This window comes from Desulfobacterales bacterium (genome assembly GCA_034520365.1).
Taxonomy (GTDB): domain Bacteria; phylum Desulfobacterota; class Desulfobacteria; order Desulfobacterales; family Desulfosalsimonadaceae; genus M55B175.
In genome coordinates, this window is the sequence record JAXHNP010000003.1 from 596,816 (window position 1) to 611,131 (window position 14,316).

Here is a 14,316-nt window from a genome sequence, read left to right on the forward strand (position 1 = left end):
ATGATGTTCCAATGAAAACCGGACCTCCCCATGAGGACCGGCCCCAATACTGGCCGTTCACGCAGATATAAAGGAAATGGGCGGGTATGATCAATCTCCAAAATGGTTTCCGGCTGCTTAATTCTTGATTATAGAATTAGTCTAACTGGAAAACCGACCGTTTTCAATCAGAAATCATCACAATCTCCTGCCGAGGCATTTTTCTCAATAATGGAATGCTGTCCGGGCACTTCCGCCAAAATGCCGGACTGGCGCGAAAGAAGGCTGATCCGCGTTTAAAAGGGTGCATTATCTGTAGAAATGGTTATAATTAACTGTTTGAAGAAAGGAGTAAATAAATATGACAAAGACCAAAACCCCGATGGAGATACTGAAACTGCTGGATCAATCCAACTGCCGGCAATGCAATGAACCGACCTGTATGGCATTTGCCGCCCAGGTGTTTAAGGGGAAAAAGAAATTAAGCGACTGCCCGAAACTGGATGCCGCCATCATCGAACAATACGGTGAAAGCGATGAAAGCGCCGGGGATACGGAAAAACCGCGCACCTCGGAGGAAGAGGTCGAGGCCTATGTGGAAAGCCTGAAGGAGAAAGTCCGCGAGATGGATCTTTCCTCGGTGGCAGAAAAACTGGGGGGCGTATTTAAAAACGGACGCCTCACCGTTAAAGTGCTGGGCAAAGATTTCAGCGTATACCCTGACGGCACCCTTTCCGCGGACATTCACACCAACCCCTGGGTGTCTGTGCCGGTGCTGACCTATATCACCCAGGGCGTGGGAAAGGATCTAACCGGTAACTGGCTGCCCTTCCGGGAACTGGAAGGCGGCAGCGCATGGGCCGGCCTGTTTCACCAGCGTTGCGAAAAGCCCCTAAAGCTGATCGCGGATACTGATTATGATCTTTTCGTGGATCTGCTGGATATATTTAACGGCCGGCCGGTGGAGCATCTGGATGCGGATGTCGCCCGGGTCTTTTATGTGCTGCCCAAGGTGGCCATCATGATCTGCTACTGGCCGGCAGAGGAGGATTTTGAGTCAAGCCTCAAAATCTATTTTGACGAAGTGGCAGATGAGAACTTAAACCTTGCCTCCATCAATGCCCTGGGCTCGGGGCTGGGCCGCATGTTTGAAAAACTGGCGGAAAAGCACAGTACGAAGCAATCGCTGGCAGCGAGCCAATAATTGCCAAAGTCAAACAAATCCGAATAATTGATGATGCGCGCCCCTGCGGCGCGCATTTCATTTTTTTTCAACCCTGCTTTGTTGGTTTGTTTTTAGCCGAAATGCGCGCTATACGGATTTTTCACCAACCAGCAGAAAATGCTTCGCCAGATCGTTGAATAATTGAACATTCTGGAAATTCGCGGCCGCCATCTGCTCTTTTACCTGTTCGGGCTGCCAGCGGATGTGCTCGGGCGGGCCTTCATCCATTTCCTCCTTTTTCCAGTCCACAATAAAAATTTTACCGCCATTTTTTAAAATTCTATATGATTCCAATAGGATGGCCTGTGGATTGTCCAGTTCATGATGCAGATTGATCATGAACACCAGGACCGCCGTTTCATCATCCAGCGGCACACGGTTCTCCTCAATCTTGAGCGGCTTAATGCCGGGGTTTTGGGGACAAATATGTTCTTCCATCCATTCAATCATGGTATCGGATATATCACAGGCATAAAGCGTCTCCCCTTTTGATAACTTCAAAAAGGGAACGCTGAAAAAACCGGTTCCCGCCCCGATATCGACCAGTACGTCGGGATTTAAGATACCTATTCTGCCCCAGATATACTCCGGCGGGATGTCCCGTAACCTGTCCGGATTATTAAGCTTCTGCAGTTTTTTGACATCAAACTTTTTCTCATTCATTCCGTGATCCTGTTTAATTTTTCGCAGTCGTTTCTTTTTTTTATGATCATTTCAAATTCCGGTTTGTTCATGGCGATTTCAGCGCACAGCCGCCCCCCGTTCGCGCAAATAGGTCTTCAAGTCGCTGATTTCAATCATCCCGAAATGAAAAACAGATGCGGCAAGCAAAATAGTCGCCCCGGCTTCCACCGCCTGATAGAAATGCGCCAGCTCCCCGGCGCCGCCGGAGGCCACCACTTCGGCCGACACCGCATCTTTCATCGCACTTATCACCGGCAGATCATAACCGGTCTTAGCGCCGTCCCCGGCTTTGCTTGTGGGCAGAATCACCGGCACGCCGTAACCGTCAACCCGCTTTGCCCATTCGATGGCATCTGCGCCGGTGGCGGTCCGGCCGCCGTCAATATAGACTTCATAACCGGACGGCATCGCCGGATTTTGATCCACGTCAATAGCCACGGTCACGTTCCCGGCGCCCAGCTCTTTAACCATTTCTTTGATTACCTCGGGCTTCCGGAAGGCCGCGCTGCTGGTCGACACCTTGTTTGCGCCCGCGTTCAGCACCATTTCGGCGGATTTCACATCTGAAATGCCCCCGCCCACGGTAAATGGCACGGTGGTGACCTCGGCCACGCGTTTAACGACATCCAGCATGGTGGCCCTTTTTTCAACCGTCGCCGTGATATCCAGAAGCGCCAGCTCATCCGCCCCCGCCTCGCAATAGGCGCGCGCGCATTCCACCGGATCACCGGCGTCTCGTATGTCAACAAAATGAACCCCCTTAACAACGCGGCCGTTCTGCATGTCCAGACAAGGCATGATTTTAACTGCTTGATCCAATGTGTCCCTCCTTTTTTGCTTGGTTTTGTCCTAAGAATTCTGGACGACAGTATATTCAAATAAATTTTTGCGACAATAAAAACTTCATGCTTTGCATGGGTTGTTGATATTTTTGGAATTCATTATATTTTATCCTAACTTATTGGTATTATTTCAATCAGTTCTCTTGCTTCGACCCGGAAACCGATTAAAGATCCCGCCTCATGCAAGTAAAAACCCCGTTGCCGGCAAATGACGTCAACGGGGTCATACATTGTAAGATTTTATGACGGTTTTATTTGGCTGCATCTGCTATCTTGTCAAGAGGTACCTCATCTGCCAGTGAGATAATATCTTCCTCGTTGTCAAACGAGGATGTTGAAAAAATCACTATTGTCTGTTCACCCGCGAATACTATCAGGTTGCTTTTGCCCCCCTTCTTGTTTAGCTCCAGCACGGCCTTGTGACCGGACACATCCAGGGTTTTTACCTTTTTTTCCGCGGTCTCCATGTTGAATTTCTGCAAGGCTTCAAATTTTCGAATCCCCGGGGCATCAGAGCCGCTTACTATTTTAAGCTGAACCTGATTTTCCCCGCCGTTTGAGTAATTCTGTTCAAAGGCAGACCAACTCTGCCCGCTCTGCTCCATGTTCATGCCGTCTGCCTCGCCCTGCCTGTCAAGCCCGCCAATTTTTTCGGGCACCAGGGGCACCCAGTCCTTGTAGTCAAGGGCGTTTACCGCCGGTGCTGCCAGCAGCATAAGAACAGCGGTGAAGGCAATGATTTTTGAGAGCTTTAATTTCATTTCAATTCTCCTTTGTAAAAAGAGTTGACAGGCGGGACGGCCGGACCGGGATTACCGGCTCTCCGGCAGACTTTCCCCCATTTCCTTGATGCAGTTCTGCACGACCTTTGTCCTTTTTAACATCTTATTGTTATCATATCAAAAATTTACCTTGGTCCGCCCGGCGAGCGCTTCGGCATCGATGTCTTTTTCCTGCATGATCTTTGCGATTCTGGCGCCGACTTTTCCTGATTTCATGATTTCTCCTGTTTGTGATAAATAATCGCGTTGCCAAGGCGGCGGATTGACTTCAAAGCCGCTCTTGTACGATATGAGATAGGGGTTGTAAAGTGAGATCAGCGGGGTTTGATGATAGCTTCATAAAAAGCGATTTATTTCGCCGCAGCGATATGTTTACAGAAAGGAACTTATGAAATAGGCCCATGCGTATACTCATTAGCCAAAGGCGCCTGCCTCATCCCCCCTTTGGAAGTCTATAGAGGGGCCGAAAATGGAAATCACTTTATACCAGATTGATCTGTGCGGCCATGCCACCCTGGCGTCGGCCTGGGTGCTTTTTAAAATCTCCTGGGATATGAAAACGACCGGTTAGAAACAAGTCACTTGCCTGGGGGCGCTTTAATGGATAGGATATAGTTTTACAATTTGCCTGAAATTTTTATAATACCCCAAAAAGGAGTTCTGTATGAGCGACGCATCCTATAAAAAACTGGCCCGGGTGTTGGACACCCTGCCCAATGGATTCCCGGCCACAGAAGATGGCATTGAGCTTAAAATTTTAAAAAGAATCTTCACCCCGGAGGAGGCGGAACTCTTCTGCCAGTTAAAACTCAGCTTCGAAACCACGGAACAGATTGCTGATCGCATCGATATGACGCTTGAAGAACTCGCGCCCAAGCTTGAAACCATGGAAAAGAAAGGCCAGATTTTCGGAGTCGATTTGGGCGAGGTCAAACTCTATAAGATGCTGCCCTGGGTTTTCGGCATCTACGAGATGCAGATGCCGCATCTCGACCGGGAGATGGCGGAAATGTGCGAGGCTTACGCCGAGACCTTCGGCAAACAATTTTTTGAAAACAAGCCCCAGCTCATGCAGGTGATCCCCATTGAATCCGAAATCGAGGGCGAACACCAGACGCTTTCCTATGAACGCGTCTCAAACATCATCGAAAACAGCCAGTCCTTTATGGTTATGGACTGCATCTGCAAAAAGGAAAAGGCGCTGATGGGCGAACCGTGCGACCGGCCCATGCGGGTCTGCACCGCCTACGCCCCGATCCCGAACTTCTTTGACAATCACCCCTATGGCACGCCGATGACCAAGGAGGAAGCCTATGAACTGCTCAAAAAAACCGAGGAAGAGGCCCTGGTGCATCTGACCTGGAATGTGCAGAGCGGCCATTACTTTATCTGCAACTGCTGCGGATGCTGCTGCGGCGTGCTCCGGGGCATCAATGAACTGGGTATTAAAGCCGGCGATGTGATTAACTCAAATTACTATGCCCAAATTGACCCGGAATTATGCACGGCCTGCGGCGTGTGCGCGGACGAGCGCTGCCAGGTGCATGCCATTGAAGAAGGCGACGAGGCCTATGAAGTGGTTCCGGAGAAATGCATCGGGTGCGGCCTTTGCGTGACCACCTGCCCGACCGAGGCCATCTCGCTTGTCAGAAAGCCGGAAGAGGAGATTGAAACCCCGCCCAAAGACGAGATGGACTGGTTTGAGGTGCGGGCGAAAATGCGGGGGGTTGATATCAGCGAGTTTAAATAATTTATTATACCGGAGCTTTACGCTGTTGTCATTCCGAGAAACGATAGTGACGAGGAATCTTAAGATTTCTCGCTGGCGCGCGAAATGACAGTATGGACGGATTTTGGCCAGCTTTTTAGACGACCTTTATATCCTCCTCAAACCGCCCGAGCTGCTCAAGGCCGTTCTCAGTGACCACGTGCGTGTTTTCAATGCCGACCACGCCTTTTCCCGGAAAAATGCATTTGGGCTCAAGGGCAATCACCATCCCGGCCTCAAGCTCTAATTTCTGCCCTTTGGCCAGAAACGGGAATTCATCAAGCTCCAGGCCCACGCCGTGGCCCACAAACCGGATGCGCTGGTCACCCACACCCATGAAATAATCGCCAAGTCCGTGCGCCTCAGCCGTTTCCAAAGCCAGGTCATAGAGCGCGCCCGCAGCCGCACCCGGAACCGCGGCCTTTTTAACCGCCGCCTGGACTTCCCGCATGGCCTGATGCGCGGCCTTAAGATCCTCCGGCAGCTCGCCGATGGAGAAAATCCGGGTATGGTCGGAAATATAGCCGTCCGTGGCAAACACCAGGTCCACCAGCACCGGCTCATTCCGGGAGATGGGCCGGAGGCTTGAGCCCTGGGCAATGGCCGGCGTCACCCCTTCCCCGCCGGTGGGCGAGGACAGATAGCTGGGCGCGGCCGCGGTGGCCCCGGCCATGACATGGCCGTAAAAGAGTTCCCCGCCGAACATCCGCATCCGGACAATGCCCTGATGCCCCATCTTCCGGGCTTCAGCTTCTATACGGCCGGCCAGTTCAATCTCGGTCATGCCCTCTTTAAGGATCGCGGGCACGGCGGCGGCCAGTTTGTCTGAAAACCCGGCGGCCCGGCGGATCAGGTCCACTTCATGCGCGGATTTAACCGCCCGGGCCATGCGGATGGTGCCGCTGATATCCACAATCCGCGTATTTTCCAGAAGCCGGGAAAAACTAAAGTATTGGTTGGTGGGCAGGACATCGAGTTCCATACCAAGTGTTCCGGGAACGGAAATGCCGTAGTGCGTAAGAATATCCAGCAATTCTTTGGATCGGGAAAACTGTATAATATTGGGTAATGCCGATTCCGTCCGCGCCCGCGCGATATCCTTTCTGACCATGAGCACCGGCTCGCCGCGGTCGGGGATGTAGAGCTGGCCCTGCTGAATGGTGCCGCTGAAATAGAAGAGGTCCGTATTCTGAACGATGAGCGCCCCGTCAATGCCTTCCTGCTGAAGATGCGCCTGAAGTTTTTCCCGTCGGGCGGTAAGTTCGGCGAACGGCGTGTGGGTCTGGCTGTATTCCATTATTTTTTCCCCCGCTTCTTTTTGTCCCCAATGACCTCGTTTGCGATCACGATTTTCTGAATCTGGGAGGTGCCCTCATAGATGGTAAGCACCCGGGCATCCCGGTAAAGCCGTTCCACGGCAAACTCCCGGGTATAGCCATAGCCGCCGTGAATCTGAATGGCCTGGCCGGTCACCCGGTTGGCCATCTCAGAGGCATATAGCTTGGCCATGGAGACCTCCTTGCTGCATTTCTCGCCCCGATCCTTTTTAGCCGCCGCATTGAATAACAGTTGGCGGGCGGCCTCCACGTCGGTGGCCATATCCGCAATCATCCAGCGCAGCCCCTGGTTGTCGGCAATGGGGCGGCCGAACTGAACGCGCTGCCGGGCATAGGCCACGGCCTCGTCCAGGGCCGCCTGGCCAACACCTAAAGACAGGGCGGCAATGCCTATGCGGCCGTCATTAAGCCCTGACATGGCCACAATAAACCCCTCGCCCGCATGGCCCAGCAGATGATCGGCCGGAACTTTACAGTTTGAAAACAAAAGATCCGTGGTGTCCGAGGCGCATTGCCCCATTTTATCCTCAAGCCGGCCGGTGGCAAAGCCCTCCATGTCCCGGGTAACAAGAAAGGCGGAGATGCCCTTGTGCGCCGCATCCGGATCCGTTTTGGCCAGCACGATGAACAACCCGGAGGTGGCCCCGCCGGTAATCCAGCGTTTAGTGCCGTTTAAAATATAATAATCCCCGGCTTTTTCCGCCGTGGTCTCAAGGCTGGCCGGATCCGAGCCCGCCTCCGGCTCGGACAGGGCGAAGGATCCGATGAATTCGCCTCTGGCCATGGGCACGAGAAACTGCTGCCTCTGCGCCTCGGTGCCGAATCTTAAAAGGCTGCCGCAGCAGATGGAGTTATGAACGGACATGATCACGGCGGTTGAGGCACAGGCATAGGCGATTTCGCTCATGGCCAGGGCATAGGAGACCGTATCCATCTCTTCGCCGCCGTAAGCCTCGGGCACCAGCATGCCCAGAAGCCCCAGTTCGCCCATTTTTTTTAGACTGTCCGCCGGATAGGCGTGCTCCCGGTCCCGCTCGGCGGCCATAGGGGCCAGGTTCTTGCGGGCAAACTCCCGGGCCATTTTCTGAATCATCAACTGTTCCTGGGTAAATTCCATAGGCTTTCCCCTAAATTGAGCGTTCCAAATTTTTAAAATACAAATTTTTGCTGAAACGAATCAATATATCCTTTAATTTATTATTGAAATCACCAGTGGGGCATGGTAACTATAAATTAAATTCTAGCCTGAAATACTTCTGTATTCAAACAGTATCTTTACTTTCATGTCAAGCATCTTAAGGTGCGGTATGGATCCCCTCACCCTCATGAGCGAGCAGCTGCAGCGCTGTCAATCCACAGAGGCCAAGTTCCATCGGCAAAACATTTACCTGGAAGCCCTGCATGAAACCTCCCTGGGCCTGATCGACCGGCTGGACAAGGAAGAAATCCTGGAGAGTATCCTGGACCGGGCGGCCTCGCTGACCGGAACCGCCCACGGCTATATCTACCTTCGCGAACCCGGCGAGGACCGGATGCAGATGCGGATGGGGCTTGGATTCTTCAAAAACCAGCTGGGCCGGGAGGTCGCCATTGGCGAGGGCATGGGCGGGTGCGCATGGGAGGCCGGAGCCCCGCTTCTGGTGGATGATTACCAGTGCTGGCCGGGCCGGATTCCGGATAAAAAGCTCGATCAGCTGCGCTCCATCGTGGGCATCCCCCTGAAATCCGATCAGGGCGTGCTGGGGGTCATCGGCGTGGCCCACGTCAACGGGGACAAACGGTTTACCCAGGAAGATGTCACGGTTCTGGAGCGCTTTGCCGCCCTGGCCATCATTGCGCTGCAGAAATCCCGCCTGTATGCGGATGTCCGGCGCGAACTGGCGGAACGAAAACACACCGAGGCGGTTTTGCGGGAAAGCGAGGCCCGGTACCGGACCCTGCTGGAATCCTCGCCGGATCCCATCGTGGTCTATGACATGAAAGGGGTGGCCACCTATGTCAACCCGGCGTTTGAGGAGACATTCGGCCTGACCCGGGATGAGCTTCTGGGCAAAAAAATTGATTTCGTGCCCAAGGAAAATGTGGCAGAAACCAAGGCGGCCATCAAGAAGATGCTCTCCGGCCAGACCATCAATCTGTTCGAAACCCGCCGATTTACCCGGGACGGCCAGATCCTGGATGTGCAGATAAGCTCCACCCTTTACAAAGGCATTGACGGCAAGCCGGCCGGCAATATCGTCATCCTGCGAAATATCACCGCCCAGAAACAGGCGGAAAAAGAACTCCAGACCTATCACGACCATCTGGAAGAGCTCGTGGCCGAGCGCACCGCGGAACTGGAGCGGGCCAACCGGGAGCTGGAGCAGCAGATCGAGGAACGCAAGCGGGTCGAACGCGCCCTGCGTGAGCATCAAAAGGAGCTCAGCGCCCAGTCGCATCATCTCGAAGAGGTCAATACCGCCCTGCGCGTGCTGCTCAAGCAGCGCGAGGAGGACAAAAAGGAATTGAGCGACATGGTGCGCAGAAACGTCGAAGAACTGGTTAGCCCCTATCTGGAGAAAGTGCTGAACAGCCGGCTTGAAACCCGGCAGCGGACCCTGCTCCAGATTTTAAAGACCAACCTGAAAAACATTATCTCCCCGTTTATCAATCAACTCACCGGTCAGATGGGCAGCCTTACCCCGATGGAAATCCGGGTGGCGGATCTGATCAAAGCGGGCAAGACCAATAAAGAAATTGCCGAGCTCCTTTTGGTCTCCCTTAATACGGTTTTGTTCCACCGGCACAACATAAGAACCAAATTAAGCATAAAAAACAAGAAGATAAACTTGCGGTCGCACCTTTTGTCCCTTGAAAAATAGTGGGATTAACCCGCTATTTTACTACTATTCTGTACGCTTGACTCTTTGTTTGATCCGGTTATCCTAGTTAGCAAGTAAAGCATAGATCCCCACGCTCACTTCAAACACTTGAGAGCATTATGGCAAATCTAAGCGTTTCGGATGTGACCCTTACTTTCGGCGGACTTCACGCCCTCTCTTCGGTGCAAATAGAAATCCGGCAGGGACTGATCACCTCGATCATCGGTCCCAACGGCGCCGGCAAGACCAGCCTGTTAAACTGCATCTCCGGATTCTACCATCCAACCAAGGGTGAAATCCATTACGGCGACCACCGGCTCACCAGAGCCTCACCGCACCGGGTATCAAGCATGGGGATTGCCCGGGCCTTCCAGAACCTGGAGCTCTTCCGCGGCCTCTCTGTTCTGGACAACCTCATGCTGGCCCGGCACCAGAAGCTTCGCTACAACCTGATAAACGCCTTTCTCTTCCTTGGCAAGGCCTCCCGGGTGGAGGCGGAAAACCGGGCACATGTGGAAGCGGTCATCGACTTCATGGAGCTTGAGCCCTATCGCAAGCAAGTGGTGGGCAACTTAAGCTACGGCGTTCAGAAGCGGGTGGAAGTGGCCCGGGCCCTCACGCTGGCGCCAAGGCTCATTCTGCTGGATGAACCCATGGCCGGCATGAACATCGAGGAAAAGGAAGATATCGTCCGCTTTATCATGGATATTAAAAACGAATGGGACATCACGGTCGTTCTCGTGGAGCATGACCTGGGCGTGGTCATGGACATATCGGATCAAATCTATGTACTTGATTTCGGAGAAGTCATCGGCTCGGGCGGGCCGAAGGAAGTTGCGTCAAATGCCAATGTTATTGAAGCCTACATCGGGGAACAATAGATTGAAAACCCAGGACAGAGACTACCTGTTAAGTTTGAGTATTCCACAGCTCCTGCGCTGGCGGGTCAAAGAAAGCGGCGAGAAGACGGCGCTTCGGGAAAAGGATTTCGGCCGCTGGATCAGCTACTCATGGGACCAGTACTACGATTATACCCGCAAAACCGGCCTGGGCCTTCAACAAATCGGCTTTGGCAAAGATGATAAAATCGCCATCATCTCCGACAACATTCCGGAGGTCCTCTATGTGGCCATCGGCGCCCAGGCCCTGGGCGGGATTTCCGCGGGCATCTATCAGACCACCCTGCCTGACGAAATCGGCCAGATCATCGATTCCCTGGATGTGAGCGTGGTCTTCTGCAACGATCAGGAGCAGGTCGACAAAGTCATCGAAGTCCGGGATAGAATCCCGAATGTCAAAAAAGTCATCTACGAAGACAGCCGGGGCATGCGCAGCTACCAGTCGGATGACTGGTTTATGTTCATCGAGGATTTGTACAAGTTGGGCGATAAGGCCCACCAGCGGGATCCGGATTTATTCGAAAAACTGGTCGATCAAACCCGTCCGGACGATATCTGTCACCTGTGCCTGACCTCGGGCACCACAGGACTTCCCAAGGGCGCCATGCTGACGCACAAGAACTACATCAACATGGGCCTGCAGCTAACCGAGGCCGACCCCCTGGATCCATCGGATGAATACCTCTCCTTTCTTCCCTTTGCCTGGATCGGCGAACAGATGAACTCTTTCGGCGTGGCCATGGCCACGGGCATCGCGGTCAATTTTCCCGAATCCGTGGAAACCGCCATGTCGGATTTAAAGGAGATCGGTCCGCATTTCATGTTCGGCGCCCCCCGGATTTACGAAACCATCCGCTCCCAGATCTGGCTGAAAATCGATGAATCCTATCGCTTTAACAAACTCTGCTACAACTATTTCATGAAAATCGGCGAACGGGCGGCCAGATACCGGATGACCGGCAAAAAAATGCCCCTTGCGCTGCGACTGAAGGCATGGATCGGCAAACAGATGATGTTTCGGCCGCTGATCAACCAGATCGGGTTTCTCCGCCTCCGCCGCGCCTACACAGGAGGTGCGGCCCTGGGGCCGGAACTGTTTACCTTCTACCAGGCCCTGGGCGTCAACCTCAAACAGATCTACGGCCAGACCGAAATCGTCGGCATTGCCTATATGCACCGCGACGGCGATGTCCGGCCCGACACGGTGGGCAAGCCCCTGCCCCGCACCCAGTGCAAGATCTCGGAAAAGGGTGAGATCCTGTCAAAATCCGATTCAGTAACCCCGGGCTACTACAAACAGCCGGAAAAAACCGCAGAGCTGCTTGAAGGCGGATGGCTTCATTCCGGCGATGCCGGCTATATCGATGAAAACGGCCACCTGGTGGTCATCGACCGGGTCTCGGACGTCATGCACAACAACCAGGGAGAAATGTTTTCCCCCATGTTCATTGAAAACCGGCTCAAATTCAGCCCCTACATCAAAGAGGCGGTGGTTTTCGGGGATCAGCGGGACTACGTGGCGGCCCTCATTAATGTCGATCCCATCGTGGTGGGCAAATGGGCCGAGGACCGGGGTATTTCCTTTTCAACCTTCATGGATCTCTCTGCCAAGCCGGAGGTCGCCGATCTCATCTATGACGAGATCGTCAAAATCAATCAGAACGCGGAAAAAGAACATTTTAAAATCCACCGATTCGCGATTCTTTATAAACTGCTGGATGTTGACGACGGGGAATTGACCAAAACCGGCAAAATCCGCCGCAAATTTGTGCGCGAAAAATACAATGACCTTTATGAAGCCTTATATGACGAGGCGGTTTCGGAAAAGCAGGTCGAGGCGTTTTATCAGTATCAGGACGGTCAGACGACCACTATTCAAACCAAACTCCGTTTTTACACAATGGAAGAAAACTGATGAGCTATTTTCTGCAACTTGTCTTCAGCGGGATTGTGGTGGGCTCCATTTATGCCCTGGCCGCCATCGGATTCGTACTGATCTACAAGTCGAGCCGGGTCTTAAATCTCGCCCACGGTCAGATTATCGCCACCGGCGCCTATATCATGTATGTTCTCACGGTATGGGTGGGCATCCCTATCTACCTATCGTTTGTGATGAGCATGATCATCACCTTTTTCCTGGCCATGAGCGTGGAGCGGATCTTTCTGCGGCGCCTGATCGGCGAGCCCATCATCTCGGTTATCATGGTGACCATCGGCCTGATGTCGATTATCGACGGGCTGATCTATCTCACCCCTTTCGGCTCGGAGAACTTTTCATTCCCCCCGTTTCTGCCCCGGGAGCCGATTATGTTATGGGGAACGTACCTTTCCTACACCCAGGTGGCGGGCGTGGTTATCACCTTTATCCTGATCGGGGCGTTTTCCTGGTTTTTCAAAAAATCCACCGTGGGCATATCCATGCGGGCCGTATCCGACGACCAGATGGCCTCCATGTCCATCGGCATCTCGGTGCCCAAGGTGTTCGGGCTGGCATGGGCCACCGCCGGATTGACAGCGGCCGCAGCCGGCGGGATTCTCGGCAATATTACGGGGCTTAATTTTGATACGCTCCACGCCTTCGGCATCCTGGTTTTCCCGGTGGTGATTTTAGGCGGGCTGGATTCGCTGCTGGGGGCGGTGGTGGCAGGCATCCTCATGGGACTCATACAGCAGTTCGCCGGGGGCTACCTGGACGGCAACTGGGGCTTGAACGGCACCGGCCAGGTGCTGCCCTATATTCTGCTGCTGGTGTTACTGCTTTTCAAGCCGCACGGCTTATTCGGCACACACGAAATCGAACGGGTGTAGACTATGTCAGCAAATCGTTGGTTGGCAACAGGCAACTATTTCACCACCTACCGAGAAGAACAGCGCATTTTCTTCACCCATATCGACCGGCTGCTTTTCGCGGCTTTCCTGACCGCGCTTTTTGCCTGGCCGCTTTTCATTGAGGCAAGCAGCAAGTACATGCTGATCTTTGACAACATTCTCGTGGCCGTCATTGCGGTTTTGGGCTTGAATCTGGTCACCGGTTTCGGGGGTCTGATATCCGTCGGCCACGCGGCCTTCGTGGGGGTCGGCGCCTATACCGTGGCCTGCCTGGCCCAAATCATCGGGGATCAGCATGTGCTGATCACCCACGCCTGGCCGCTGATGATTGTCGCCGGCGGATTGACAGGCGCGGTTTTCGGCTTGATTGTGGGACTGCCGGCGCTTCGGCTAAGGCACCTGTATCTGCTGATGGCCACCCTTTCTTTTCAAATGATATTCCAATGGGTCGTGGGATTCATGGATTTTTTTAATCAGGGGCAATTTATATATGTGGGCCGCGTATACTGGTTCACCGGCGAGGTGGGCAGAAGCGTGCACTACAATTTCTGGTATTATGCGCTTTTGACAACAGTGGTCGTCCTTGGATTCGGCGTCCGAAATCTTCTGCGCACGCGCTATGGCCGGAGCCTCGTGGCTGTCCGGGACAACGACCGGGCGGCCGATGCTATGGGCATGCATCCGGGGTTTACAAAAGTTTCGGCATTCGGACTGGCCGGTTTTTTTGCCGGGGTGGCCGGCGCCATGCAGGCCTACCTGAACCGGGGCGCGGGATTTGAAACCTTTACCCTGCATGAATCGATTCAATACCTGGCCATGACCATCGTCGGCGGACTGGGGTCTCTGCCCGGGACCTTTTTCGGGCCGGCGGCCATAAAGATGCTGGATCTGCAAATGGAGAATCTGGCCGAATGGGCCGGCCATCTTCTGCCTTCCTCTCTTGACCTGGCGACCGGCCTGCGCCCTTTGAGCTTCGGTTTGGTTATCGTGCTTTTTCTCATGTTTGAGCCGCGCGGGATCGCCAACTGGTGGCGGATCTTGCGTTCATACGTAAAATTGTGGCCGTTTCGCTATTGATTCCGGCCGCCGGTTTTCCCGAATCACTTGAAA

The 14,316-nt window shown here is 53.5% G+C and carries 12 protein-coding genes; 7 read left to right on the top strand and 5 right to left on the bottom strand.

All coding sequences use genetic code 11. From position 1 onward, the window contains the following. The first annotated feature begins 340 nt into the window (after nt 1-340). Nucleotides 341-1,183 (top strand): DUF3786 domain-containing protein, encoded by an 843-nt coding sequence (locus U5L07_05995; GenBank protein MDZ7831283.1) that lies wholly within the window; start codon nt 341-343, stop codon nt 1,181-1,183. A gap of 108 nt (nt 1,184-1,291) precedes the next feature. Here U5L07_05995 and U5L07_06000 read toward each other — a convergent pair whose 3' ends face one another. The 3 genes from U5L07_06000 to U5L07_06010 form a co-directional block, all read right to left on the bottom strand. Next, on the bottom strand, nt 1,292-1,867 hold the full coding sequence (locus tag U5L07_06000) for a class I SAM-dependent methyltransferase (GenBank protein MDZ7831284.1): 576 nt from the start codon (nt 1,865-1,867) through the stop codon (nt 1,292-1,294). A 78-nt stretch (nt 1,868-1,945) separates the two neighbouring features. Next, nucleotides 1,946-2,707 carry an imidazole glycerol phosphate synthase cyclase subunit gene (locus U5L07_06005; protein MDZ7831285.1) on the bottom strand — a complete coding sequence of 254 codons (762 nt, stop codon included), beginning with the start codon at nt 2,705-2,707 and terminating at the stop codon, nt 1,946-1,948. A gap of 274 nt (nt 2,708-2,981) precedes the next feature. Beyond that, complete coding sequence (locus U5L07_06010) at nt 2,982-3,491, bottom strand: hypothetical protein (protein ID MDZ7831286.1); 510 nt, start codon at nt 3,489-3,491, stop codon at nt 2,982-2,984. A 685-nt stretch (nt 3,492-4,176) separates the two neighbouring features. Between U5L07_06010 and U5L07_06015 the strand changes: the two genes are divergently transcribed. Continuing rightward, nucleotides 4,177-5,262, top strand: coding sequence for a 4Fe-4S binding protein (locus U5L07_06015; protein ID MDZ7831287.1), 1,086 nt, complete (start codon nt 4,177-4,179; stop codon nt 5,260-5,262). Between the two features lie 115 nt (nt 5,263-5,377). Here U5L07_06015 and U5L07_06020 read toward each other — a convergent pair whose 3' ends face one another. Together U5L07_06020 and U5L07_06025 are read right to left on the bottom strand one after the other, a co-directional pair. Next, nucleotides 5,378-6,577, bottom strand: coding sequence for a Xaa-Pro peptidase family protein (locus U5L07_06020; protein MDZ7831288.1), 1,200 nt, complete (start codon nt 6,575-6,577; stop codon nt 5,378-5,380). Continuing rightward, nucleotides 6,577-7,734, bottom strand: coding sequence for an acyl-CoA dehydrogenase family protein (locus U5L07_06025; GenBank protein ID MDZ7831289.1), 1,158 nt, complete (start codon nt 7,732-7,734; stop codon nt 6,577-6,579). Before U5L07_06025 ends, U5L07_06020 begins: the two co-directional genes overlap by 1 nt. A 190-nt stretch (nt 7,735-7,924) precedes the next feature. Here U5L07_06025 and U5L07_06030 point away from each other — a divergent pair, with 190 nt between their 5' ends. The 5 genes from U5L07_06030 (at nt 7,925) to U5L07_06050 (ending at nt 14,283) form a co-directional block, all read left to right on the top strand. Continuing rightward, nucleotides 7,925-9,478: a PAS domain S-box protein gene (locus tag U5L07_06030; protein MDZ7831290.1), complete on the top strand. Its 1,554-nt coding sequence runs from the start codon at nt 7,925-7,927 to the stop codon at nt 9,476-9,478. Nucleotides 9,479-9,597: 119 nt separating this feature from the next. After that, nucleotides 9,598-10,359, top strand: a complete 762-nt coding sequence (locus U5L07_06035; GenBank protein ID MDZ7831291.1) for an ABC transporter ATP-binding protein — start codon at nt 9,598-9,600, stop codon at nt 10,357-10,359. 1 nt (nt 10,360) lies between these two features. Continuing rightward, nucleotides 10,361-12,292: an AMP-binding protein gene (locus U5L07_06040; protein ID MDZ7831292.1), complete on the top strand. Its 1,932-nt coding sequence runs from the start codon at nt 10,361-10,363 to the stop codon at nt 12,290-12,292. Further along, the gene (locus U5L07_06045) at nt 12,292-13,185 is read left to right on the top strand and encodes a branched-chain amino acid ABC transporter permease (GenBank protein ID MDZ7831293.1); all 894 of its coding nucleotides are present in this window, start codon (nt 12,292-12,294) and stop codon (nt 13,183-13,185) included. The genes U5L07_06040 and U5L07_06045 overlap by 1 nt, the downstream gene beginning before the upstream one ends. A gap of 3 nt (nt 13,186-13,188) precedes the next feature. Further along, nucleotides 13,189-14,283 (top strand): branched-chain amino acid ABC transporter permease, encoded by a 1,095-nt coding sequence (locus U5L07_06050; protein ID MDZ7831294.1) that lies wholly within the window; start codon nt 13,189-13,191, stop codon nt 14,281-14,283. Nucleotides 14,284-14,316: the final 33 nt, after the last annotated feature.

Excerpts from the sequence above, each read along its gene's own strand:
- U5L07_05995 (MDZ7831283.1), top strand. The coding sequence starts at position 341 with ATGACAAAGACCAAAACCCCGATGGAGATACTGAAACTGCTGGATCAA.
- U5L07_06000 (MDZ7831284.1), bottom strand. The coding sequence starts at position 1,867 with ATGAATGAGAAAAAGTTTGATGTCAAAAAACTGCAGAAGCTTAATAAT.
- U5L07_06010 (MDZ7831286.1), bottom strand. The coding sequence starts at position 3,491 with ATGAAATTAAAGCTCTCAAAAATCATTGCCTTCACCGCTGTTCTTATG.
- U5L07_06015 (MDZ7831287.1), top strand. The coding sequence starts at position 4,177 with ATGAGCGACGCATCCTATAAAAAACTGGCCCGGGTGTTGGACACCCTG.
- U5L07_06020 (MDZ7831288.1), bottom strand. The coding sequence starts at position 6,577 with ATGGAATACAGCCAGACCCACACGCCGTTCGCCGAACTTACCGCCCGA.
- U5L07_06025 (MDZ7831289.1), bottom strand. The coding sequence starts at position 7,734 with ATGGAATTTACCCAGGAACAGTTGATGATTCAGAAAATGGCCCGGGAG.
- U5L07_06030 (MDZ7831290.1), top strand. The coding sequence starts at position 7,925 with ATGGATCCCCTCACCCTCATGAGCGAGCAGCTGCAGCGCTGTCAATCC.
- U5L07_06035 (MDZ7831291.1), top strand. The coding sequence starts at position 9,598 with ATGGCAAATCTAAGCGTTTCGGATGTGACCCTTACTTTCGGCGGACTT.
- U5L07_06045 (MDZ7831293.1), top strand. The coding sequence starts at position 12,292 with ATGAGCTATTTTCTGCAACTTGTCTTCAGCGGGATTGTGGTGGGCTCC.
- U5L07_06050 (MDZ7831294.1), top strand. The coding sequence starts at position 13,189 with ATGTCAGCAAATCGTTGGTTGGCAACAGGCAACTATTTCACCACCTAC.